General features: G+C 70.4%; 20 protein-coding genes. 13 read left to right on the forward strand and 7 right to left on the reverse strand.

The window, feature by feature from the left end:
- Window position 1 precedes the first annotated feature (1 nt).
- Complete coding sequence (locus AC3EO4_RS40545) at window positions 2-994, forward strand: ABC transporter substrate-binding protein (protein WP_431900783.1); 993 nt, start codon at window positions 2-4, stop codon at window positions 992-994.
- Window positions 995-1,055: 61 nt separating this feature from the next.
- On the opposite strand, the gene AC3EO4_RS40550 is transcribed toward AC3EO4_RS40545, so the two are convergent.
- Window positions 1,056-2,126 carry a PLP-dependent cysteine synthase family protein gene (locus AC3EO4_RS40550; protein ID WP_431900785.1) on the reverse strand — a complete coding sequence of 357 codons (1,071 nt, stop codon included), beginning with the start codon at window positions 2,124-2,126 and terminating at the stop codon, window positions 1,056-1,058.
- A gap of 237 nt (window positions 2,127-2,363) precedes the next feature.
- Between AC3EO4_RS40550 and AC3EO4_RS40555 the strand changes: the two genes are divergently transcribed.
- Window positions 2,364-2,960, forward strand: a complete 597-nt coding sequence (locus AC3EO4_RS40555) for a sigma-70 family RNA polymerase sigma factor (protein ID WP_379576037.1) — start codon at window positions 2,364-2,366, stop codon at window positions 2,958-2,960.
- Here the strand turns inward: AC3EO4_RS40555 and AC3EO4_RS40560 are convergent.
- The gene (locus tag AC3EO4_RS40560) at window positions 2,957-3,841 is read right to left on the reverse strand and encodes an anti-sigma factor RsbA family regulatory protein (protein WP_431900790.1); all 885 of its coding nucleotides are present in this window, start codon (window positions 3,839-3,841) and stop codon (window positions 2,957-2,959) included. The two genes, AC3EO4_RS40555 and AC3EO4_RS40560, sit on opposite strands and share 4 nt — an antisense overlap.
- A 29-nt stretch (window positions 3,842-3,870) precedes the next feature.
- Window positions 3,871-4,704: an EamA family transporter gene (locus AC3EO4_RS40565; protein WP_379576035.1), complete on the reverse strand. Its 834-nt coding sequence runs from the start codon at window positions 4,702-4,704 to the stop codon at window positions 3,871-3,873.
- A 47-nt stretch (window positions 4,705-4,751) separates the two neighbouring features.
- Between AC3EO4_RS40565 and AC3EO4_RS40570 the strand changes: the two genes are divergently transcribed.
- The 7 genes from AC3EO4_RS40570 (at window position 4,752) to AC3EO4_RS40600 (ending at window position 11,602) form a co-directional block, all read left to right on the forward strand.
- Window positions 4,752-5,324, forward strand: coding sequence for a helix-turn-helix domain-containing protein (locus AC3EO4_RS40570; RefSeq protein ID WP_431900793.1), 573 nt, complete (start codon window positions 4,752-4,754; stop codon window positions 5,322-5,324).
- A gap of 469 nt (window positions 5,325-5,793) precedes the next feature.
- Window positions 5,794-6,582: a polysaccharide deacetylase family protein gene (locus tag AC3EO4_RS40575; RefSeq protein ID WP_379576033.1), complete on the forward strand. Its 789-nt coding sequence runs from the start codon at window positions 5,794-5,796 to the stop codon at window positions 6,580-6,582.
- Entirely contained in the window at window positions 6,579-8,075 is a 1,497-nt protein-coding gene (locus AC3EO4_RS40580) for a helicase HerA-like domain-containing protein (RefSeq protein ID WP_431900795.1), read from the forward strand. The genes AC3EO4_RS40575 and AC3EO4_RS40580 overlap by 4 nt, the downstream gene beginning before the upstream one ends.
- 29 nt (window positions 8,076-8,104) lie before the next feature.
- Window positions 8,105-8,755, forward strand: coding sequence for a DUF2461 domain-containing protein (locus AC3EO4_RS40585; RefSeq protein WP_431900798.1), 651 nt, complete (start codon window positions 8,105-8,107; stop codon window positions 8,753-8,755).
- A gap of 5 nt (window positions 8,756-8,760) precedes the next feature.
- On the forward strand, window positions 8,761-10,032 hold the full coding sequence (locus AC3EO4_RS40590; RefSeq protein WP_431900800.1) for a sensor histidine kinase: 1,272 nt from the start codon (window positions 8,761-8,763) through the stop codon (window positions 10,030-10,032).
- Between the two features lie 31 nt (window positions 10,033-10,063).
- On the forward strand, window positions 10,064-10,723 hold the full coding sequence (locus AC3EO4_RS40595) for a response regulator (RefSeq protein WP_431900803.1): 660 nt from the start codon (window positions 10,064-10,066) through the stop codon (window positions 10,721-10,723).
- Window positions 10,724-10,831: 108 nt separating this feature from the next.
- On the forward strand, window positions 10,832-11,602 hold the full coding sequence (locus tag AC3EO4_RS40600) for an FkbM family methyltransferase (protein WP_431900806.1): 771 nt from the start codon (window positions 10,832-10,834) through the stop codon (window positions 11,600-11,602).
- Here AC3EO4_RS40600 and AC3EO4_RS40605 read toward each other — a convergent pair.
- Window positions 11,565-14,120 (reverse strand): hypothetical protein, encoded by a 2,556-nt coding sequence (locus tag AC3EO4_RS40605; RefSeq protein ID WP_488186375.1) that lies wholly within the window; start codon window positions 14,118-14,120, stop codon window positions 11,565-11,567. The genes AC3EO4_RS40600 and AC3EO4_RS40605 overlap by 38 nt on opposite strands.
- A gap of 309 nt (window positions 14,121-14,429) precedes the next feature.
- A complete protein-coding gene (gene typA, locus AC3EO4_RS40610; protein ID WP_379576026.1) occupies window positions 14,430-16,283 on the reverse strand; it encodes a translational GTPase TypA in 1,854 nt (617 codons plus the stop codon).
- Window positions 16,284-16,400: 117 nt separating this feature from the next.
- Between typA and AC3EO4_RS40615 the strand changes: the two genes are divergently transcribed.
- Window positions 16,401-17,264, forward strand: a complete 864-nt coding sequence (locus AC3EO4_RS40615; RefSeq protein ID WP_431900812.1) for a hypothetical protein — start codon at window positions 16,401-16,403, stop codon at window positions 17,262-17,264.
- Here AC3EO4_RS40615 and AC3EO4_RS40620 read toward each other — a convergent pair.
- Complete coding sequence (locus AC3EO4_RS40620; RefSeq protein ID WP_379576024.1) at window positions 17,245-17,832, reverse strand: TetR/AcrR family transcriptional regulator; 588 nt, start codon at window positions 17,830-17,832, stop codon at window positions 17,245-17,247. The two genes, AC3EO4_RS40615 and AC3EO4_RS40620, sit on opposite strands and share 20 nt — an antisense overlap.
- A 279-nt stretch (window positions 17,833-18,111) precedes the next feature.
- On the opposite strand from AC3EO4_RS40620, the gene AC3EO4_RS40625 reads away from it, so the two are divergent.
- Genes AC3EO4_RS40625 through AC3EO4_RS40635 form a run of 3 tightly spaced genes read left to right on the forward strand, consistent with a single transcriptional unit; the run spans window position 18,112 to window position 21,625 of the window.
- A complete protein-coding gene (locus AC3EO4_RS40625; protein ID WP_431900815.1) occupies window positions 18,112-20,523 on the forward strand; it encodes an ATP-binding protein in 2,412 nt (803 codons plus the stop codon).
- 55 nt (window positions 20,524-20,578) lie between these two features.
- Entirely contained in the window at window positions 20,579-20,854 is a 276-nt protein-coding gene (locus AC3EO4_RS40630; protein ID WP_379576022.1) for a hypothetical protein, read from the forward strand.
- 9 nt (window positions 20,855-20,863) lie between these two features.
- Window positions 20,864-21,625, forward strand: a complete 762-nt coding sequence (locus tag AC3EO4_RS40635) for an alpha/beta hydrolase (protein WP_379576021.1) — start codon at window positions 20,864-20,866, stop codon at window positions 21,623-21,625.
- Window positions 21,626-21,887: 262 nt separating this feature from the next.
- Here AC3EO4_RS40635 and AC3EO4_RS40640 read toward each other — a convergent pair whose 3' ends face one another.
- On the reverse strand, window positions 21,888-23,321 hold the full coding sequence (locus AC3EO4_RS40640) for an aldehyde dehydrogenase (RefSeq protein WP_431900818.1): 1,434 nt from the start codon (window positions 23,319-23,321) through the stop codon (window positions 21,888-21,890).
- Window positions 23,322-23,363 lie beyond the last annotated feature (42 nt).

Here is a 23,363-nt window from a genome sequence, read left to right on the forward strand (position 1 = left end):
GATGAATGCGTTGCGCGCTATGGCCGTGGGCGTGGCGGGAGCCGTCCTGAGCCTGGGCCTGGCCGCCTGCGGCTCGACCACCACCGCCGCTGACCAGACCGCCGGGACGCAGTCGGCGGCGGCGCCCTTCCGTGTGATCAAGCACGCGATGGGCGAGACGAAGATCCCCACCCAGCCCAAGCGCGTCGTGGCGCTGGACCAGAGCTTCGTGGACGCGGTTCTCACGCTGGAGACACCCGTCGTCGGCTACACCACCTACCGCTCCATCGACGACAAGCTGCCCGACTACCTCGGCGCGGTCGCCGCGACGTACGGCAAGGAGGCCACGCCCGTCGGCACGCTGGAGCAGCCGAGCCTCGAGAAGATCATGGCGCTCAAGCCCGACCTGATCGTCTCGGCCAAGGTCAGGCACGAGGCCCTCTACGCCAAGCTGTCCCAGATCGCCCCCACGGTGTTCAGCGAGACCACCGGCGCGATCTGGAAGGAGAACATCCGCCTCATGGGCCAGGCGCTCGGCAAGGAGGACCTCGCCGACACCACGATCAAGGCCTTCGAGGGGCGCGCCGCCAAGATCGGCGAGGAGATCAAGACGAAGGACGGCAAGCTGCCGACCGTCTCCGTCGTCCGCTTCGCCGGTGAGCCGACCACGCGCCTGTACGTCGAGAACTCCTACTCGGGCATTGTGCTGAAGGACGTCGGCTTCCCCCGTCCCGAGAACCAGCCGAAGGACCCGAAGGCGATCGCGGTCGACATCAGCCAGGAACGCATCGCCGAGTTCGACGCCGACCACATCTTCGTCTCCACCTACGCCGACCCCGCGGCCGAGGAGCCGAAGAAGCAGTTCGTGAACAACCCCCTGTGGGGCAAGCTCAAGGGGCAGAAGCACGACGTGACCGACATCACGTGGATGAGCGCCGTCGGCATCCAGGGCGCCCACGCGATCCTGGACGACCTCGCGAAGATCTTCGAGGTGGATCCGGCGCGGTCCGCCTGACCCTCCCGCTCTCCGTACGGCCCCGCGTCACTCCTGGCGCGGGGCCGCCGCCGTCCCGGGGTCAGGAGGACAGGAAGGCCCGGAAGGCGGCGAGATCCGGGTGGATGTCGATGCCCTGGGCGGCCAGCCACGCGTCGTCGCCGTAGGTGCCGCGGTACCTGTCGCCGCTGTCGCAGATGAGGGTGACGACGCTGCCCTGCTCGCCCGCCGCCCGCATCTCGCTGATGAGCTGGACGGCCGCCGCCACGTTCGTCCCCGTCGAGCCGCCGACGTCCCGCCCGGTGATCTGTCGTACCCACCGCATGGCGGCGATCGAGGCGGCGTCGGGCACCCTGATCATCCTGTCGATCACGCCCGGCAGGAACGACGGCTCGACGCGCGGCCGTCCGATGCCCTCGATCCGCGAGCCCTGCGCGCCCTCCTCCTCGCCCGACGTCCATGAGGGGTAGAAGGCCGAGCCCTCGGGGTCGACGACCGCGAGCCGCGTGCTGTAGCAGCGGTAGCGGATGTAGCGGCCGATGGTGGCGGAGGTGCCGCCGGTTCCGGCGCCGACCACGATCCACTCGGGCTCGGGGTAGGGCTCCATGGACATCTGCGCGTAGATCGACTCGGCGATGTTGTTGTTGCCGCGCCAGTCGGTGGCCCTCTCGGCGTAGGTGAACTGGTCCATGAAGTGGCCGCCGGTCTCGGTGGCGATCCTGCGCGACTCCTCGTAGATCGAGGAGGGATCGTCCACGAGATGACACTTGCCGCCGTAGAACTCGATGAGCGAGATCTTCTCGGGTGAGGTGGTCGCGGGCATCACCGCGACGAACGGCAGGCCGAGGAGCCTGGCGAAGAAGGCCTCGCTGACCGCCGTGGAACCGCTGGAGGCCTCGATGATCGTGGTGAGAGGGCCGATCCAGCCGTTGGCCAGGCCGTACAGGAAGAGCGAGCGGGCCAGCCGGTGCTTGAGTGAACCGGTGGGGTGCACCGACTCGTCTTTCAGGTAGAGGTTTACGCCCCAGTGCGGGGGAAGCGGGAACACATGGAGGTGAGTGTCAGAGCTGCGGTTGGCGTCGGCTTCCACCTTTCGGATGGCCTCCGCAACCCAGCGCCGGACTCGGCTGTCGTGACGATCCACGTATTCCATGCGCCATACGCTATCTCATGTGACTCTGCACACAGTTAGGGTGCAATTGAGTAAAGAGTGTTACACTAATGAGACTTGTCCGGCCGTGGACGTGATGGTGCACGCCGCGAGCATACGGACCGATCGGCCCCCTGACCAGGTAAAACTCCTAACGCCGCCTTTACGTGGGCTTTGCGAGGATGGTGAAGCCTGGGCGTTCAACAGGCAACCGGGGGGAGAGCACGAGGGGGAATGTACATGATCACTATGACCGAAGAGCAGCGTCAGGACTGGTTCGAGCGCGACGTCGTGCCCGTGACCTCGCAGCTGTTCGCCTCCGCGATGCGACTTACCCGGAACACCGCCGACGCGGAGGACCTCGTCCAGGAGACGGTGGCGAAGGCGTACACCTCGTATCACCAGTTCCGTGAGGGCACCAACCTCAAGGCCTGGCTGCACCGGATCCTGACGAACAACTTCATCAACGACTACCGCAAGAAGCAGCGCTCCCCGAAGCTCTCGGCCGCCGAGGAGATCGAGGACTGGCAGCTGCACGCGGCCGAGTCGCACATGTCCAGCGGCCTGAAGTCCGCTGAGACCGAGGCACTTGAGCGGCTGCCCGACAGCGCGGTCATGAACGCGCTGCGCGCCCTGCCCGAGGACTTCCGCGTCGCCGTCTACCTGGCCGACGTCGAGGGCTTCGCCTACAAGGAGATCGCCGAGCGGATGGGCACCCCCATCGGCACCGTGATGTCCAGGCTGCACCGCGGCCGCCGCCAGCTGCGCGGCATGCTGCAGGAGTACGCCCGCGAGGAGGGCGCCCTCCGCCTGCCGGAGCAGCGCGTCGCCGCCTAGAGCTTCATGTGCAGGCGCACGCGAAGTGCGCCTCCACCGGCCCGCACAGAGACGTGGTCGCACAACTGACGACTTATCCAGAGCCCGTATCCCCTGAGGGATTCGGGCTCTGGCGGTATGTAGCCGGGTAACGGATCGTCGAGCGGGCCGCCGCCCGGGTCGACGATCTCGCACACCACCTCGCCCGCCTCGCTCCACATGGTGACCGTGCCGTGGCCCGCGCCGTGCTCGATGCTGTTGGCGGCGATCTCGGAGACGCTGAGCACGAGCGAGGCCACGAGCTGGCGGTCCATCCCCGCCCGGGCGGCGAACTCCTTCACCGCCCTGCGCAGGCTCTTGAGTGTCCGCGTGCTGAACGAGGCCGTGGTCGCCGAGCTGTGCGGCTCGGTCAGCGGGGCCAGGTCACCGTCCAGCACCAGCGCGTACGGTTCCACGTACCGCTCGTTCAGCACCGAGGGGTGGGTCTGCCAGGCCTTTCCCGCCGACTCGGTCGCGTAGGGGCAGAGCATGGTGGCGTCCGCTCCGGCCATGGCCACGTTGATGATCGACTCGTAGCGGATCCACTCGGTCGTCTCCCGCTCGCTCCAGCCCGCCCACGGCAGTTCGCCGACGACCAGCGTGCGCCGCCCCCGCATGTACTCGTGGAAGGCCGCGAGCGTGCGGTGCGGGTGCCGGTACCACTCGGAGGAGAGCCGGGATTCCGCCGCCACGTCCAGCAGCGCGAGCTTGGCCGCGTCGGTGATCACCAGCACCTGCCTGCCCTCGGAGAGGGCGCGCGCGACCTGGGGGACGATCAGCCGGAGGAAACCCTCATCGGAGGCGTACGGCACCGCGACGTGCCTGAACGACTCGGCGGCGAGGGGCGCCCACTCCGGGTGCACGGACCAGAACGTAACAAGCGCTTGACTGCCTACGCAACGGCAATCAACGCCACCGCGCCGAGCGCGAAGGCGACACCCGCGACCTGTACCGCGTGCAGCCGCTCGCCGAGCACGTAGCGGGCCAGCACGAGCGTGCTGGCGGGGTAGAGGGAGACCAGAACGGCGACCAGGCTGAGCATCCCGTGCTGCTGGGCCAGCAGGAAGAGCACGTTGGCGGCCATGTCGAGCAGGCCCGCCACCGCGATGATGCCGAGCGCGCCCTCTCCTGGCCGCAGCGAGCGGCGGGTGACGACCGCCACGAGCACCACCATGGTCACCGAGGCGAGTCTCGCCCCGACCAGCGGCCACAGCCCGCTCTCGTCGGGTGCCTGGGCGAGCAGGACGAAGAACCCGCCGAAGCCCGCGCCGGCGGCGAGTGCCGCCACGATGGACGAGGCCGAGGACCGCTGCTCCTTGGCCGGGCTCCTGCTCACCAGCAGCACCGCCAGCAGGGCCAGGCCGACGCCCGCCAGCGCCATGACCTCCGGGCGCTCGCCGCTGGCCAGGCCGAACAACACGGGCAGCGCCGCCGAGGTGACCGCCGTCGTGGGCGCCACGACCGACATGACGCCGGTGGCCAGCGCCCGGTAGAAGAGCACGAGGCCGGCCGCGCCCGCGACGCCCGCGCCGAGACCCCAGACGATCGCGCCCTCGGAGAAGACGCCGGGCAGGAACGGCAGCATCGCGAGAATCAGCGCGAGTCCGGCGATCTGCGACAGCGTCACGACGGAGAGCACGCGGGATCGTCGGGTCGCCAATCCGCCGCAGAAGTCCGCCGTCCCGTAAACGATCGCGCATGCCGTGGCCAGAATCACCGCTGTCATGGGCCTAGTACAACACATTGCCAAGAGTGTTCACTACACTGGACCACATGGATCCTGAGACGATCACCGCGGCGATCGCCACCAACGTCAGAGCCCAGCGCGCCCACCGCGGCCTGACGCTCGACGCCCTCGCCGCCAGGTCAGGGGTGAGCCGCGGCATGCTCGTCCAGGTCGAGCAGGGCAGGACCAACCCCAGCATCACGACGCTCGTGCGCATCGCCGACGCCCTCGGCGTCAGCGTCACCAGGCTCGTCGAGGTCTCCGAGACCCCGTTGGTGCGGGTCGTGCCCCCTGGCGACATCGTCACCTTCCGGCAGGGCGAGGGCTCGGCGCGGCTGCTGGTCGGCACCGACGCGCCCGCGATCCTGGAACTGTGGGACTGGCGGCTGGCGCCCGGCGAGCACCACGACGGCGACGCGCACCCGCCCGGCACCCGCGAGATGCTCACGGTCCTCCAGGGCGAGCTGACCCTCACCGTGTACGGCAAGAGCCACGTCGTCCACGTCGACGGCGCCGTGGTCTTCACCGCCGACCGCCCGCACCGCTACGCCAACAGGGGCGAGGAGGAGCTGCGGTTCGTCATGGTCGTCAGCGAGCCGCGGGAGACGCCCGACCAATAGCGGCGAACCGCCTCCACGAAACGGTCCGCGGTTCCATGATTACCGTATGTGTTTTGCGTTGGAGGCACTCGATCGCCCCCAAGCTGGGTACATCCCCCTTGTGCGACACGTCCTCGACAGGGGGTTGCGCGTTGACTGAGTCCCGTGCGGCGATCGAGAAGCTACACGCGGAGCTGACGGGCCTGGGTGTGACCAGTGCCTACGAGGTGGGTGACGACGCCACTCTCTCGGTCTGGATAGGGCTTGTCGTGCGCTACCGCGACGGGTTCTACCGATGGCAAGAGAGCTCGGTGAAACGTCGGCATTTGGGTACGGATCCCGTTGGATGTGCCATCAGAGTGGCGCGTCGCTACACGGAACTGCAGGCTGATATCCCAGTCTGGTGGCAAGACCTGGCGAAAGGGCTTCGGGGGGGCTCGGTCCAGGACTATCCGTGATGTGATCCCCCGAGCCGCTTTCGGGGGGAAGCATGCGGGTGTGGTCAGGGTTGCTGGCCGTTGCGCTGGTGGCCGGGTGTGGCGCGCCTGCGGCGGTCGAGCCCGTCGACGTCGTGCGCCTCAGCGCCAGGGCGCCCGCCCGCGTCGACCTCGCCACACTGGCCAGATCTCTCGCGTCGATCCAGCCCGGCTGGCCGCGTCCCCCGGTCACGACCGACTGCAGGAAGGTCAAGTGCGTCGCGCTGACCTTCGACGACGGTCCCGGTGAATACACGCAGCGGCTGCTCGACGAGCTCGGCCGCCTCCACGTGAAGGCGACGTTCTTCGTCGTCGGGCAGATGGTGGCCGCCGACAGTCATCACACGCTGCACCGCATGGTCGCCGAGGGGCACGAGCTGGGCAACCACTCCTGGAGCCACGCCGAACTGCCCAGGCTGACGGACGCGGGGATCGAGCGGGAGCTCGGGCGGACCCAGGAGTTGGTCCACAAACTCACCGGCGTGCTGATGAAGGTGATGCGCCCGCCGTACGGGTCGACGAACGCCAGGGTGACGGCGGAGGCCCGCAGGCTGGGGCTCGCCCAGATCCTCTGGAGCGTCGACACCCTCGACTGGCGCGACCGCGTCGCCACGGTGGTGGCCAGGCGCGCCTGCAAGGCCACGCGCGGGTCGATCGTGCTGATGCACGACATCCACCGCAGCACGGTCGAGGCGGTGCCCGCCGTGGTCACCGACCTCGCCCACAAGGGCTACCGGTTCGTCACCATCTCCGAGCTGTACGGCAAGCCGCCCGCTCCCGGCAGGAAGTACTCCGAACTATGACAAACGACTACGGTTTCGAAGGGCCCACGATCCAGTTGGGCGTGCTCATGGCCGAAGGGGAGCCGCAGCCGGGCTCGTTCATCGGCATGCCGCTGCGGATGTTCAACAGGCACGGGCTGGTGGCGGGCGCGACCGGCACCGGCAAGACCAAGACGCTGCAGCTGATGGCCGAGCAGCTCTCGGCCCAGGGCGTGCCGGTCTTCCTGGCCGACATCAAGGGCGACCTGTCGGGCATGGCCTCGCCTGGCCAGCCGTCGGAAGGACTGCTGAAGCGGGCGCAGGGAATCGGCCAGGACTGGTCGGGCGCCGCCTGCCCGGTGGAGTTCTACGCGCTGGGCGGGCTCGGCGAGGGAGTACCGCTGCGCGCCACCATGACCGCGTTCGGCCCCACGCTGCTGTCCAAGGTCCTCGACCTCAACGACACCCAGGAGTCCTCGCTCGGACTGATCTTCCACTTCGCCGACACCAACGGACTGCCCCTGCTGGACATGAAGGACCTGCGGGCGGTCATCCAGTACCTCATCGACACCCCCGAGGTGCTGAAGGGCGTCGGCGGGCTGTCGAAGCAGACGGCAGGGGTGATCCTGCGGGCGCTGACCAACCTGTCGTCCGAGGGCGCCGACCAGTTCTTCGGCGAGCCCGAGTTCGACACCCGCGACCTCATGCGGGTCACCCCCGACGGCAGGGGAGTGGTCTCCATCCTGGAGCTGCCCGCCGTACAGGATCGGCCCGCGATGTTCTCCACCTTCCTGATGTGGCTGCTGGCCGACCTGTTCGGCGACATGCCCGAGGTCGGCGACCCGGACAAGCCGAAGCTGGTGTTCTTCTTCGACGAGGCGCACCTGCTGTTCACCGACGCCTCCAAGCCGTTCCTCCGCTCCATCACCCAGACGGTGCGGCTGATCAGGTCGAAGGGGATCGGCGTCTTCTTCGTGACACAGACGCCGAAGGACGTGCCCGCCGACGTGCTGGCCCAGCTCGGGGCGCGGATCCAGCACGCGCTGCGCGCCTTCACCCCGCAGGACGCCAAGGCGCTGAAGGCCACGGTCTCCACCTTCCCGCACTCCGACTACGACCTGGAGGAGCTGCTCACCCAGCTCGGCATCGGCGAGGCGGTCGTGACCGTCCTGTCGGACAGGGGCGTGCCGACGCCGGTGGCGTGGACGAGGCTGCTCGCGCCCCGCTCGCTGATGGCGCCGTCGGACCCGGCCGTGGTGCGCGGCATCGTGTCGGCCTCTCCGCTGCTGCCCAAGTACGGCCGGCCCATCGACAGGCAGTCGGCCTACGAGCTGCTGGCCGCCAAGATGGCCCCGCCGCCTGCGGTTCCCGCCCCCGTCCCGGCTCCGGCCGAGCCGCCGCGCAGGCAGGAGCCCACGGTACTGGAGGCGGTGTTCGGATCGTCGATCTTCAAGTCGTTCGCGCGGTCCGCCGCCAGCTCGCTGGGCAGGGAGCTCAGCCGCTCGATCTTCGGCACGGCCAGACGGCGGCGCTGAGTGTCGGCGCCGCATGGCACCCTGTGAAGATGGGATTCACCGGCTTCCCCGACGAGGCCTTCCTCTTCTACGAGGGCCTCGAGGCTGACAACAGTAAGGTCTACTTCTCGCGCCACAAGGAGCTCTACGAGCAGGCGGTCAGGGCGCCCATGCTCGCCCTGACTGAGGAGCTCGGCGCCGAGTTCGGCGCCGCCCAGCTGTTCAGGCCGTACCGAGACGTCCGCTTCGCCAAGGACAAGTCGCCGTACAAGACCCACCAGGGCGCCTTCGTCGACGTCATGCCGGGCATCGGCCTCTACGTCCAGCTCGACGCCTCCGGCCTCTACACCGCCGGCGGTTTCTACAGCACCGCCGCCGACCAGGTGGCCCGCTACCGGGCGGCCGTCGACGAGGACGTGTCGGGCAAGCCGCTGCAGCGCATCACCGACAGGCTGACCGGGGCCGGCTACGTCGCGGGGGGCGACAGGCTCAAGACCAGGCCGCGAGGGGTGCCCGAGGACCACCCGCGCCTCGAACTGCTGCGCCATCGCTCCCTCTACTTCGGGCGACGTTTCGAGCCCGAGCCGTGGGTGCACACCGAGGAGGTCGCCGACCGGGTCCGCGCCACCTGGCGCGACTACGCGCCGCTGGTCGACTGGCTCTGCGCCCACGTCAGGGGCAGCGAGCTGCCGCGCCGCTGACCCGCGTGCCCTCCCTCCTGTCTCCGAGCTGGGCGGCACTGCGGGCCGCGCACCGGGCGCGGATCCCCTCCTCGCTGCGGCATGGTCCCGTCAGGCCGATGCTGTGGCGCCGGCCGTTCGCGGCCGCGGCGGGCGTGCTGTTCCTGCTGAATGCGCTGATGCTGGCCGTCGGGGCGGGCGGCGGTCCCGCAGGGGTAGGCGTGGCCGCGCTGGTCGCGCTGCCTGTGGGGCTGTGCCCGTACCGGCCGATGGCGGCGTGGTGGGCGATGCTCACGGGACTCCTCGTGGCCACGCCGTTCACGATGATCGTCGGCCAGGACGCCCTGCCGCCGTGGTTCCTCAACCTGTCCGCGGCGCAGCTTCCCGTGCTCTACGCGCTCGCCCTGTCGGTGCCGCTCGGTGTCGTGATCCCTGCGCTGGCCGTCACGCTGAGCGCAGGCGTCCTCGCTGTCGCGCTCATCGGCGGCGCCCACGACACCGTCGCCTTGACGCAGGGCGCGCTGATCTGGAGCCTCGAGCTGATCCTCACTGTGGTCCTCGGCCACACACGCAGGGCTCGCAGTAAGGCGACGCTTCGGATCGCCGAAGAACGCGGCCTGCGCGACGTGCTCGAAGAGCGGGCCAGGATCGCCCGTGACCTGCACGACGTCGTCGCCCACCACATGTCGGTTATCGCGGTCCAGGCGGCCACGGCGCCCTACCGGCTGGGCGAGGACATGTCGGCGGCGGTGGCGGCCGAGTTCGACGCCATCAACGCCGCCGCCCGCTCGTCGCTGGGCGAGCTGCGGCAGCTGCTCGGCGTGCTCCGCGACCCCTCGGCGGGGTGGCAGGGCATCGCCGAGGTGCCGGCGCTGGCCGCCTCGGTCCGCAGCGCGGGACTTCCCCTGCGGCTGGAGCTTCCCGAGCCGCCGCCCGCCCTGCCGCCCGAGGTGTCGCAGGCGGCCTACCGGATCGTCCAGGAGGCGCTGAGCAATGTCGTTCGGCACGCCACCGGGGCCCCGACCACCGTGTGCGCGCGGCTGGACGAGGAAGGCGGCAGGCTGGTGATCGAGGTGACGAACGAGCGGCCGCCGTCGGCGGTATCGCCCGCGGCCTCGGGCCATGGGCTCGAGGGCATGCGCGAACGGGCGTCCGCCCTCGGCGGCTCCTTCGCCGCCGGCCCTGACGGCGACGGCGGCTTCGCCGTACGGGCGGTGCTGCCCGTGGGTTCGACGACCGCCGCGGGAGAAGATCATCGGACGAGCCCGTCGGCTCGTGGGGAGAAGGCAGTCGGATGATCTCGGCGGCTCGCGTGGAGAGGACAGTTGGATGATCTCGGTGCTGATCGCCGAGGACCAGGGCATGGTCCGCGCCGGGTTCGCCGCGTTGCTGGCCGCGCAGCCCGACATGCGCGTCGCGGGCGAGGCGGCCGACGGGGTGGCGGCGGTGGAGGCGGCACGTGAGCTGCGACCCGATGTCGTGCTCATGGACATCAGGATGCCGCGCATGGACGGCCTGCAGGCCACCAGGGAGATCCTCGGGATGGCCCGGGCCTCGTCGAAGGTGCTCATCCTGACCACCTTCGACGCCGACGACTACGTCTACGCCGCGCTGCGCGGCGGGGCCAGCGGATTCCTGCTGAAGGACGCTCCGCCGTCCGACCTGATCAACGGGGTGCGGGTGGTCGCCGCGGGCGAGGGGCTGCTCGCGCCGTCGGTGACGCGCAGGCTGATCCAGGAGTTCGCCGCCAGGAAGCAGACCGACGGTCGTGAGGCGCTCAGGCTCAACGCGCTGACCGCCCGCGAGACCGACGTGCTCAGGCTCATCGCCGGGGGGCTCGCCAACGCCGAGATCGCCGCAGAGCTCACCGTCGCGGAGGAGACGGTGAAGTCCCACGTCGGCCGTCTGTTCGGCAAGCTCGGCCTGCGCGACCGCGCCCAAGCGGTGATCTTCGCCTACGAGAGCGGGCTGGTGGTCCCCGGCCGCTGACTGCCCCCACGGGGTGAGAAGGCAGCGGCCGAATGCGCTCCGTGGCGGGATCCAGCCGCACCCATCGCCTTCCTACCGTCTCCCCGTCACCACAAGGACGGGGAGATCATGTCGACGAGGTTGGAGCTCATAGCCGGCGCTTTCCGCGCCGGTGCCGCGCTGGCGCTCAGTGAGCCGGAGATCCTGGGATTGCCCCAGCTCATCCGGGCGGGCGACGTCTGCTTCGACATCGGCGCCGCCTACGGCATGTACACCTACCCGCTGGCCGCGCTCGTCGGCCCGGCCGGGCAGGTCCACAGCTTCGAGCCGCTGCCCAACCCCTACCGGATCCTGGCGGCGGGGTGCCGGGTCGCGGCCGCCCCGCGCATCCGCGCCACCAACGCCGCGCTCGGCCCCGAGCCGGGCGCCGAGCGCATGACGCTGCCCTTCCGTTTCGGCCTGCCCATCCACGGCTGGGCTCACCTGCGCACGGGGCAGCAGCGGGCGGGCAGGCACGTCTCCTTCTCCTCGGCCAAGACGCTGACGGTGGAGGTCCGCGGCATCGACGAGTACTGCGCCGCGGCCGGCATCGACCGCGTGGCCTTCATGAAGGTCGACGTCGAGGGCTTCGAGGCCAGGGTGCTGGAGGGCGCGGCCGAGATCATCGGCAGGGACAGGCCCTCGCTGCTGCTGGAGATCGAGGACCGTCACCTCGACAAGTACGGCATGCGCTCCGAGGATCTGGTGGAGCCGCTCCTGAAGAGCGGCTATCTCATGTACGCGTGGTCGCGCCGCGGGTGGGCCAGGGTCAGGGCGGTGACGACCGCTCGGCGTAACTACCTGTTCGCCGAAGAGGGCCGGCTCACGGGCCGCCCTGGCTGGTCGCGGTGTCGCCCTTGAGGATGCGGTCCACGGTCTGGCCGGCGGCGGAGGTGGCGGCCGTGGTGCCGGCGGCGATCACGACGGCGACCAGCGGGGTGGCGAGGCTGCGGACGCTGCGGACGTTGCGCACCCTGGCCCACGGCTCGCCGGCGGCGAACATGATCCGCCACTCCCAGTAGAGCCCGAGGCCGATGAAGACCAGCGCGCCCTGCCCCACCACGATCGCGACGACCTGCAGCTTGTCGAATCCGCCGATGTCGGGGTCGACGAGCGAGGGAACGTAGGCCGACAGCTCGGTGACGAGCGCCACGCTCATCACGTAGAGCGCCTTGGTGACCGGCTGCGTGCCGCGCAGGCGGGGATAGAAGTAGCCGTAGAAGAACCCGAAGGCGGGCAGCGTGAACATGAACCGCGCGTCGAACACCCAGGTGGTCAGCTCGGGCCCGTCGGGCCAGCCGTAGATGAGCGCGAAGGGCAGCGACAGCAGCAGGCTGACCACGAACGCCGCCAGGCCGTTCTGCCATGGCGTGCAGCCGGCCGAGGTGGCGAAGGCGGTCTCGGTGTGCGGCGGGTCGAGGGTGAGGGCGCGGTCGAGGTCGAGGCGCTGGCGTTCGAAGTCCTCCATCGTGAGCTCGCCGGATCCCAGCTTGCCCCTGCTCAGCCGGTAGAGCTCCTGCTCGGAGCCGTGCAGCACCCGCCGGTGCAGCGCGTTCCTGATCAGCTCACGGTGTTCGGCGCGGGAGGACGGCTCGGCGATCTCGGGGCGTGGCCCCGACAGCAGCCAGATGGCGGCGGCCCACGCCACCAGCGAGGTGATCGCGAGGGAGGGAAGCGGCAGGTCGATCGCGGTGGAGTCGGGGTCGGTGCGCGGGGTGAGGTACAGGACCATCAGGCAGACGATCACCGTGGCCACCACCGCCGGGTTGGCCATGGCGTCGGGCGTCGCCCCCAGCCGCCGCAGCCTCAGTACGAGCAGCGCGAACGTCAGCAGCAGCAGACCGAGCGCCCCGCGCGTGACCTCGTTGAGCGGCTGACCGAACACCAGCGGAGGCGGCGTCGTCGGAGTGATCTGGTCCGGCTGGACGCTCCACGAGCCGGCGTCGAGCCATTCCGTGGGCCAGCCGAGCAGCAGCAGGCTGCCCAGCACGGCCACCACGATCGCGACGCGCGACCAGGAGCGGGTGGCGACCGCGATCCCGGCGATCGGGATCAGCGACCAGCACAGCGCCAGCACCAGCCGGACGCTGTCGGGAGGGAAGTAGCCGCCGCTCATCAGCGCCCGCACCCACAGCGCCAGCGCCAGCGCGGCCACGGCGACGCCCGCCGTCACCGCGGCCAGCCTGGCCACCAGGACGGCGATGCCGAGGTCGGCGCCGAAGGCCACGGCCGAACCCGCCGCCGCCAGCGCGGCCGTCACCGTGCCCACGGCGAGGGTCAGCGGCGGCACCTGCCCGTGGACGAATGCCCAGAACAGCATGCCGCTGGCCACGAGCACGCCGAGGCCTGTGACGAGTAGCGCGTCCTTCGAGGTCCACGGTGGCCGGTCGGGCACGATCCTGTGCGCGTGACGCAGCGCGAGCACGGGCACGGCGCCGAACAGGATGACAGGACCCAGGTACGGCATGCGCGCCAGCAGCATGGCGAGCAGGAGCGCGACCACGCACAGGGCGATCCCGGTCGCCAGTTCCCTGTTGGGCGTCCGCTGCCACCATGATGCGCCGAGCGCCCTGCCGAGGAAGACGGTCAGCGCGATCGCGGTGAAGACGCTGAGGATCGGCGTCCAGGAGAACAGGTCCGTCTGCTCGGCGTCCGGCCTGCCGTAGGACTCGTGGGCGAGCCGGACCGACACGGGCGCGGTGTAGGCGTTGAAGACCAGCCGTCCCGCCTGCTCCCTGTCGGGCGTCACCCGCTCGACCCTGATCACCGTCCACGTGGGCGCGATCAGCGTGATCTCGCGCGCGGACACCGCTCCCTGCTCGGTCGGCGGCACGAAGTCGAGTTGCGGCAGGGCGTCGTTGCCGACCTGGCGCAGCATGGTGATCGTGAAGCGCACGGTGGTCCGCGAGCCCGAGGTGGTGAGCACGGGGGCGAGCCTGCTGGTGGGTGCGAGGACGGCCGAGCCGCCGTCGGCCTTCACCGCGCCGAGCCTGCGGTCGGTGAATCCCTGGATGTCGTCGGGGAAGGGCCCCTCGGATCTGAGCAGCGTGGCCAGCAGATCGGTGCGGTCCAGTACGAGGCGGTGGACCACGGTGATCTTCAACTGTCTGGCCCGCTCGTCGAGCCTTCCCTGCGGGACGACCGCGAGGTCGGCGTCGGTCGCGTCGGCGATCGTGACCTCGGTGGTCAGTTCGGGAGGGGTGCGGGGGGAGTGTTCCTGCGCGCCGTACACCTCGAGCAGGGAGGGGGAGGGAGGCTCGGGGCCCGGGGCTGACCGGGTGACGGGCCTGGCCACGGCGACGCACCAGACGATGGCTCCCACGGAGATCGCAGCGAGCGCGTACGCGACGATCTTCCTCAGCCGGCCCACAACCAGCATGATCCACGCCGGTCGGTAACGGACTGATTACTTCAGCGCACCAGCAGGAGCACGATGGCGACGAAAACGAGCCAGGCGGCGAGATATGTCAGATTCGTCCGGTAGGACACGACACCCATGACGGCACCTCCTCTCACGCCCCAGCGTCCTGGCGTGCGCTAAAGGTCCGGTTGTGCCTGGCTTGCGACCTACCTGCGAAAACACGAAGACCCCGGTCATCTATGCCCGACATGGGCAGGATGACCAGGGTCTTCGGCGGACCCTCGACAGGGTCGCTCCCGGTGGGAACGGCTCTGTCGGGGCAGGGCGTCAGTTGGCGCGCTTGGCGCGGGCGGCGGCGCGCCCGCGGGTGGCGGCGTCGAGGACGACCTTGCGGATCCGCACGGTCTCCGGAGTGATCTCCACGCACTCGTCCTCGCGGATGAACTCCAGCGCCTGCTCCAGCGACAGCACCCGCGGCGGGATGAGCGTCTCGGTCACGTCGGCCGTGGAGGAGCGCATGTTGGTGAGCTTCTTCTCCTTGGTGATGTTGACGTCCATGTCGTCGGAGCGGGAGTTCTCGCCGACGATCATGCCCTCGTACACCTCGGTGCCGGGCGAGACGAACAGGATGCCGCGCTCCTGCAGGTTCGTCATCGCGAACGCGGTCACGGGGCCCGAACGGTCGGCGACCAGCGAGCCGTTGTTGCGCGTGCGCAGCTCGCCGAACCACGGCTCGTAGGCCTCGAAGACGTGGTGGACCAGGCCGGTACCGCGCGTCTCGGTGAGGAACTCGGTGCGGAAACCGATCAGGCCGCGCGCCGGGACCACGAACTCCATCCGGATCCAGCCGGTGCCGTGGTTGGTCATGTGCTCCATCCGGCCCTTGCGGACGGCCAGCAGCTGCGTGACCGCGCCGAGGTACTCCTCGGGGCAGTCGACGGTCAGGCGCTCGACCGGCTCGTGGATCTTGCCGTCGATGGTCTTCGTGACGACCTGCGGCTTGCCCACGGTGAGCTCGTAGCCCTCGCGGCGCATCTGCTCGACCAGGATGGCCAGCGCCAGCTCGCCACGGCCCTGGACCTCCCACGCGTCGGGGCGGTCGGTGGGGAGCACGCGCAGCGACACGTTGCCGACGAGCTCCTTGTCGAGGCGGTCCTTCACCATGCGGGCGGTGACCTTCGAGCCCTTCACCTTGCCCACGAGCGGGCTGGTGTTGGTGCCGATCGTCATCGAGATGGCGGGCTCGTCCACCGTGATCAGCGGGAGCGGGCGCGGGTCGTCGGGGTCGGCGAGGGTCTCACCGATCATGATCTCCGGGATGCCGGCGATCGCGATGATGTCGCCGGGGCCCGCCTCCTCGGCCGGCTTGCGCTCCAGCGCTTCGGTCATGAGCAGCTCGGTGATCTTGACGCGCTGGATCGTGCCGTCGGTCCTGCACCAGGCGACCTGCTGGCCCTTCTTCATGGTGCCCTGGTGGATGCGGCACAGCGCGATCCTGCCCAGGTAGGAGGAGGCGTCGAGGTTGGTGACGTGAGCCTGCAGCGGCGCGCTCGGGTCGTAGGTCGGCGCGGGGATCGTGCGCTTGATCACATCGAACAGCGGCTCGAGGTCCTCGGAGTCGGGCATGCCGCCGTCGTCGGGACGCTCCAGCGAGGCCCGGCCGGCCTTCGCCGAGGCGTAGACGATCGGGAAGTCGATCTGCTCCTCGGTCGCGTCGAGGTCCATGAACAGCTCGTAGACCTCGTCGACGACCTCCTTGATGCGGGCGTCGGGGCGGTCGACCTTGTTGATGCACAGGATGACGGGCATCTTCGCGGCGAACGCCTTGCGCAGCACGAACCTCGTCTGCGGCAGCGGCCCCTCGGAGGCGTCCACGAGCAGCACCACGCCGTCGACCATCGACAGGCCGCGCTCGACCTCGCCACCGAAGTCGGCGTGGCCCGGCGTGTCGATGATGTTGAGGGTCATGTCGCCGTGCTTGACCGCGGTGTTCTTGGCGAGAATGGTGATGCCCTTCTCGCGCTCGAGGTCGTTGGAGTCCATGACACGGTCATCGACGTCCTGGTTGGCGCGGAAGGCTCCGGACTGCCAGAGCATGGCATCCACGAGAGTGGTCTTGCCGTGGTCGACGTGCGCGATGATCGCGATGTTCCGCAGGTCGTCGCGGCTGTTCAAAGGCATGATGAGGTCTCACTCTGTGTTCGTGGAGGCTGGCCGCGGGACGATGCGGCGCCACCAGTTTAGTTGATCCCGTTACCACCCTTGGTGCAGTGGGCATGACAGGGCAGACTTCACCCTGTGTCCTCCCACTTGCGGCATGTCCGACGCCTGCTCGACGAGCGGCGTTTTCCTTGGGCACACGCCTACGTCGACCGGCTGATCTCCGACTCGCCCCTCGACCCCGAGCCGTGGCTGCTGAGGGCGCTGATCCTCGACCGCCAGGGCCGCCCGAACGGGGAGGCGGTACGGCGGGCCGAGGAACTGGGTGGCGACTACACAACGCTGAGGAACAGCGTTCCTGTTCCCTCGGATGCCCGGCGTCCGTGGTGGGACGGGTGGGCGGTGGAGATCGTGGCGGCGCTCCTGCTCGGCGGGCTGGTGGCGCCGCTGGTGTGGCAGGGTGAGCGGCTGGCCGCCATCGGGCCGGGGGACTGGTTCGTCGTCGTCTACGTGGCCGGCCTCCTGGCGGTGCGCGGCGGCCTGTGGGCGCTCACGATCCGGCGGCGGGAGGGGCTGTCGAACATCCCCGCTGCCGTGCGGGCGCGCAGGGACGCCTCCAGGGCCTTCTACGCCGGGCTGGACGACGCCGGGCTGCGTCACCACGTGGGCGGTTCCGCCAGGTTCCTGTGGACGGTGGCGCTGGTGGGGACTCTGGCCTACGGGCTGCTGCCGATCGAGGACCAGGCGGTGGCGCTGCGGTCCGGCGCGGTCATCGCCTTCGTCGCGGTGACGGCGGGAGCGTGGCAGGTCATGGGGGCAGCACCGGTGCGGCGGGCGCTGCGGGTGAGCTGGGTCGTGTCGCTCAACGCCGCGCTTGGCGTGATCTGGCTGGCGGTGACGCTCGCCGCCCCCGGGTGGGACGCGGCGCCGTACCTGCTGGTGTGGGGGCTGGCCGGGTGGCTGCCCCTGCTCATCGCGCGGATCACCGCCCGCCTGAGCTGAGGAAGGGCACCAGGTGGCGGCGCGCGAAGGCGCGCGCCTGGTCGTCGGTCTCCAGCGGGATCGCCGAGGACGGCGTCAGCAGGAACGACAGCGAGACCCTGACGAACATCTCCGCGATCGCCTCCGCGTCCGGCGAGTCGAGGTGGGCGGCGACGAACTCCCTGGCCACCGCCAGGTACGGCGCCGCCCCCGTCGTCAGGTGCGGCAGGATCGTCTCAGGCTCGGTGACCAGCAGCCGGGCCAGCAGCGAGTGGCCGCGCACCACGCGCAGAGTCAGGGCGAACCCCTCGACCACCTGCTCGGCGGCCGTCGGCAGCGGCGCGACCGCGCGTTCGAAGTCACGCAGGAACCGGCGCAGCTCTCTCAGCATGACGCCGTGGACGAGGTCGTTCTTGCGGGCGAAGCGCCGGTAGACGGTGACACGCGCCAGGCCTGCCTGCCTGGCGACGTCGTCCACGGTGGTCCTGCGCACCCCGAAGGCCAGAAATCGTTCGTAGGCGGCGTCGAGGATGCGCTCGTTCGCCGAGTCGGAGCCGTCGTCGGCGCGCAGGAGCTCCACCAGCGTCATGAGACAACAATAGGAGTCTTGTACCACCGCGTCTCCGCGGTGTGATCGCCGAGGCGCGGCCGCAAGGGCGCGGCGGCGGGCCCCGGCCGGTGAGCGCCGTGATCTGCGCCTGCGCCGCCATAGCGAGTTCGTCTCGCGGGAACGGATCGAATCCCAGGAGATACCGCTCCATGTGCGCGAAGATGGGACCGCGCCGCTGCTCGACCCCGGACCGCTTGTGCAGGCGAGTGATCGCCTGCACACTCGCGGTAACGCTTCCCCATGAACCCGGTTGAAGGCATGACATCGCATAACCTCCCGGTTGAACCGAATCGTTTCGTCGGCCGCGCGCGCGACCTCGATGAGCTGTGCGGCCTGCTCCGAGATCAGCGCCTGGTCACGCTCTGCGGCGTGGGCGGCATCGGAAAGACGCGCCTCGCGCTGCGCGTGGCGGCGAAGGTCGTGCCCGACTTCCCCGACGGGGTGTGGCTGGTCGAACTGGCCAGGATCACCGGCGCCGACCTGGTGGCGCACGAGATCGCCAACACGCTCGGGGTGCGTGAGGAGCGCTCGAGGCCCTCGCTCGACGGGCTGCTCGTCCGGCTGCGCGGCGCCAGGGCCCTGCTGCTCCTCGACAACTGCGAGCAGGTCGTCGAGCGCTGCGCCGAGCTCGTGTCCGAGTTGCTGGCCGGCTGCCCCGACCTGCGGATCCTCCTCACGACCAGGGAGGCTCTGCGCATTCCTGGCGAGCTGGTGTGGCGGGTGCCCCCGCTCGACCTGCCGGACGCACGCCATCCCGACGCCGAGGCCGTCCTGCTGTTCACCGACCGGGCGCTGGCCGTGGGCACCAGGCTGAGCGGCGGCGACTTCGACGACGTGGCCAGGCTGTGCGTGGCGCTGGACGGGCTGCCGCTCGCGCTCGAGCTGGCCGCCGCCCGCACCAGGATGCTCAGCCCCGCGCAGATCGCCGATCGGATCGGTGACCGCTTCAGGCTTCTGACCAGCGGTGACCGTACGGCGCCCGCCAGGCAGCGGACGCTGCTGGCCACCGTGGAGTGGAGCCACGACCTGCTCACCCCCAAGGAGCGGGTGCTGCTGCGGCGGCTCTCGGTGTTCGCCGGGCACTTCGATCTCGACCTGGTCGAGCAGGTGTGCGCCGACGACGGGGACCTGCCCTCGCACGAGATTCTCGACCTGCTCGGCGGGCTGGTCGACAAGTCGTTGCTGCTGGCCGACGGAGGGCGCTACCGCCTGCTGGAGACGATCAAGCAGTTCGCGGCGGAGCGCCTGCGGGACGAGGACGAGCGCACCTGGTTCCGCGACCGGCACCTGCAGGTGATCTGCGAGGTGCAGGAGCGCTGCTTCGAGTCGGGCCTCGCCACGCCCCGGGCGCCGTGGCCCGAGCGCCTGCCGTACTTCGTCAGGGGCAGAGCCCTGATCGACGACTGCAGAGCGGCGGTCGACTGGGCGGTCGAGTCGGACAACGCGCCGCTGGGGCTGCGGCTCGCGTACGTGGCCTCGGCGCTGCTGGCCGTCCACGGAGAGATCGCCGAGGGCGTCGAGTGGTTCGAGCGGCTGCTGCGGCTCGACCTGACGGGCGTGCCGCCCGAGGTGGTCGCGCTGAGCAAGGGCGCGCTGGCCTACGGGCTGGAGGCGAGGGACGACCTGGCAGGCTGCGAGCGGGTGGTCACCGAGGCGCTCAAGGAGCAGGAGAAGGTTCCCCACAGCCTCGGCAAGGGCGTCACGCTGAACGTGGCGGGCGTGCTGCTGCTGCGCACCGGCCAGTTCGACCGGGCCGAGCGGCACTTCGAGGAGGTCGTGGCGACCACGCGGGAGTGGGACGACACCTTCAACAGAGTCATCGCGCACTCGTGCCTGGCCGTCCTGGCGGGGGTCAGGGGACAGCTGCGGCTGGCGCAGCGGCACGCGGGCGAGGCGCTGGCCGTCGCCAAGGAGAACGGCCACCCGTGGCACGTCGCGATGGCGACCAGCCAGCTGGCGGCCGTGGCCGAGTGGCGAGGCGACACCGAGGCGGCGGTGACCCACTACCGCGATGCCGCCGCGATCTTCGACGAGCTCGACAACAGGGTCGAGATGGAACGCTGCCTGGTGATGGTGGCCAAGGTCGCGATCGGCCGCGGCGACCACGCCACGGCCGAGGGACTGCTGGCCGAGTGCCTGGAGCTGGCGCAAAAGACAGGCCAGCGCCTCGGGATGGCGCGGGTGCTGCGGGTGCTGTCGAGGCTGGCCGACGTCGAGGGCGACCTCGCGGGGGCCGTGCTCTCCTCGGGCGCGGCGACCGCGCTGGCCGAGGAGATGGGCGAGCCGACCGTCTCGGGCCGGATCGAGGAGCTGCTCGCCCGCGCCCGCGACAAGCTCGGCGAGGGCCGTACGGCGTTGCAGTGGTCGAGGGGCAGGGAGCTCGACCCTGTCGAGGTCGCGCGCCTGGTGCTGGCAGGAGAGGGCGGCGGGAACGGTCGGCTGCCGGTCCCCGCTGTGGCCGAGGTCCCGCACCCCGTGCTCACCGCCCGCGAGCAGGAGATCGCCGGGCTGCTCACCCGCGGCCTGTCGAACAGGGCCATCGCCGACGAGCTGGTCATCAGCCCCGCCACCGTCGCCAGGCACATCGCCAACATCATGGAGAAGCTCGGCTTCACCTCGCGCTCGCAGATCGCTCTCTGGGCCGTCGAGCACGACCTGGGTTCTGCATAACGGTCTGCATATTCCGCCCCATGTGCGGGCGAAGCACGCTCCCTAGCCTGATCGCATGAGCACAGAAGACCTGCTCCGGAGCCGTGGGCTGCGCCCCGGCGACCGGGTGGTCGTCTGCCTGCCCCGGGGAGCGGACCTCAGCGCGGCAGTGGACGGCGCGATCGCCGTGGGAGCCATCGTCACGGTGCTGCCCGCCGGTTTAGAGACGGGCGACCTCATCAGGGGGAGCGCCGCGCGCATCATGATCTCCGACTCGGACGACGCCATCAAGGCCGCCGAGGACTCCCGTATCAGGCAGGTCATCGGAAGCGCCGAACTCCAGGGACCTTAGGCTCGATCCATGCCTTTCGCCACCAGCTTCCCCGTCATGCTCAGAACCGCCGACGGCGTGCGGATCGACGCCGCTCACACCCCTTCGCGCGGGCGAAGCGACCTGGGCATCGTGGTGGCGCACGGCTTCACGGGTTCGTGGAGGGAGCCCACCGCCCGCAGGATCGTCCATGTGCTGAGCGGGTTCGGCGGAGTGGTGGCCTTCGACTTCCGCGGCCACGGCCGCTCCGCCGGTGAGAGCACCGTGGGCGACCTGGAGGTGCACGACATCGAGGCCGCGGTGCGGCACGCGAGGGTCGTCGGCTACTCGTCGGTGGCGGTCGTCGGCTTCTCCATGGGGGCGGCCGTGGCCCTCCGGCACGCGGGCCTGCACCGCGGCGTGGACGCGGTGGCGGCCGTCAGCGGCCCCGCCCGCTGGTACTACCGGGGCACCAGGCCGATGCGCCAGGTGCACTGGGCGATCGAGCGGCCGTTCGGCAGGTTGGCGGCGCGGGTGGTCAAGCGCACCAGGATCGCCGTCGGCCAGTGGGACCCGATCCCGCTGCCGCCCCACGAGGCCGCCGCGCTGATCTCCCCGACGCCGCTGCTCGTCGTGCACGGCGACGCCGACACCTTCTTCCCGCTGGAGCACGCCCACCAGATCTTCGACGTCGCCCGCGAGCCCAAGGAGCTGTGGATCGAGCGCGGATTCGGGCACGCCGAGTCGGCCGCCACGCCCGAACTCGTCCGCCGGATCGCGAAGTGGATCACCACGAACACCGCGCAGAGATAGATCGAACCTTTTCGGTATTAAAGGCGTCTACCTATGACGTAAGGAAGGAACCCGCAGGGGGATCGCCAACGGTGCCATCAGCCGTCAAGGCGGTAGACGCGGGACATACTTCTGTAGCCGGGTGAACGCCCAGCGTCGCGGGGGCGCGCTGGGTGCCGCTCGCACCCTGCCCCGGTACGGCATGCCGTACCGGGGCGGTCCTTCGCCGGCCAGTGGCCCGGCCCGGCCGCTCGGCCCAGCCGCTCAGCCGGGTCCTCGCGGCTCAGCCGAGCCGCGAGATGGTCTTGTACTCCAGGTAGGCGGACAGGCCCTCGGGGCCGAGCTCGCGGCCGACGCCGCTGGCCTTGTAGCCGCCGAAGGGTACGTTGGCCTCCAGCATGAAGCAGTTGACGCCGTAGGTGCCGGTGCGGACCTGGCGCGCGATGTCCATGCCGTGGTCGGTGTCGGCCGTCCACACCGTGCCCGCCAGGCCGTAGTCGCTGTCGTTGGCGATGCGGACGGCGTCGGCCTCGTCCTCGTAGGGGATCACGGCCAGGACCGGGCCGAAGATCTCCTCGCGGGCGATCCGCATGTCGTTGTGGACGCCGGAGAAGACGGTGGGCGCGACGTACCAGCCCCTGTCGTGGGGGCGGTCGAGGCCGCCGACGACGACCTTCGCGCCCTCGTCCATGCCGATCTTGATGTAGCCCTCGACTCGTTCCTGCTGGCGCTTGGCGACCAGCGGGCCGATGCCGGTGGCGGGGTCGGCGGGATCGCCGACCGCCTGCGAGGTGACCATGCCCGCCACGGCCTCGACGACCTCGTCGTAGCGGCGGTGGGAGGCGAGGATGCGGGTCTGCGCCACGCAGGCCTGGCCGTTGTTCATGAGCGAGGCGATGGCGAGCATGCCCATGCTGGCGCCGAGATCGGCGTCGTCGAGCACGATCGCCGCCGACTTGCCGCCCAGTTCCAGGCTGCAGCGCTTGAGCTGCTCGCCGCAGATCGAGGCGATGCGGCGGCCCGCGGCGGTGGACCCGGTGAAGGCGACCTTGTCCACGCCCGGGTGGGAGACCAGGTGCTCGCCCGCCTCGCGGCCCGCGGGGACGATGTTGAGCACGCCGCCAGGGATGCCCGCCTCCTGCACCATCTCGGCCAGCAGGTAGGCGTCGAGCGGCGTCTCGGGCGCGGGCTTGAGCACGATCGTGCATCCGGCCAGCAGCGCGGGGGCGATCTTCGTCATGGAGACGAACTGGGGGACGTTCCACGGGACGACGGCGGCGACCACGCCGACGGGCTCCCTGCGCACGGTCGAGGGACCGAACAGGCCGGGGCGCTCCTCCTCCTGCTGGAACGTCCTGCCGTATTCGGCGTAGTACTGGAGCATGCCGAGCGGTTGGGGGGCCTGGGCGAGCTGGGAGAAGGTGATCGGCGAGCCCATCTCCTCGGTGATGAGGGCCGCCATCTCGCCCTGTCGCGCGGCGTAGATGTCGGCGAGCCTGCCGATGGCCTCGGCCCGCTCGCCGAAGCTGAGCCGGGGCCACGGCCCGTGGTCGAAGGCTTCGCGGGCGGCGGCGACCGCGCGGTCCATGTCGGCGGGCGTCCCGTCAGGGACCGTGCCGAGGACCTGCTCGGTGTGCGGGTTGATGACCTCGATGACGCCGGTGCCCGCCGGGGCCACCCATTCGCCCCCGATGAACAGCGTGTCGTGCTGGCGCATGTCGTGACCCTTCTCGTTTGACCGAGTGCTTGCTCCCTTGGG

This window comes from Nonomuraea sp. bgisy101 (genome assembly GCF_057708945.1).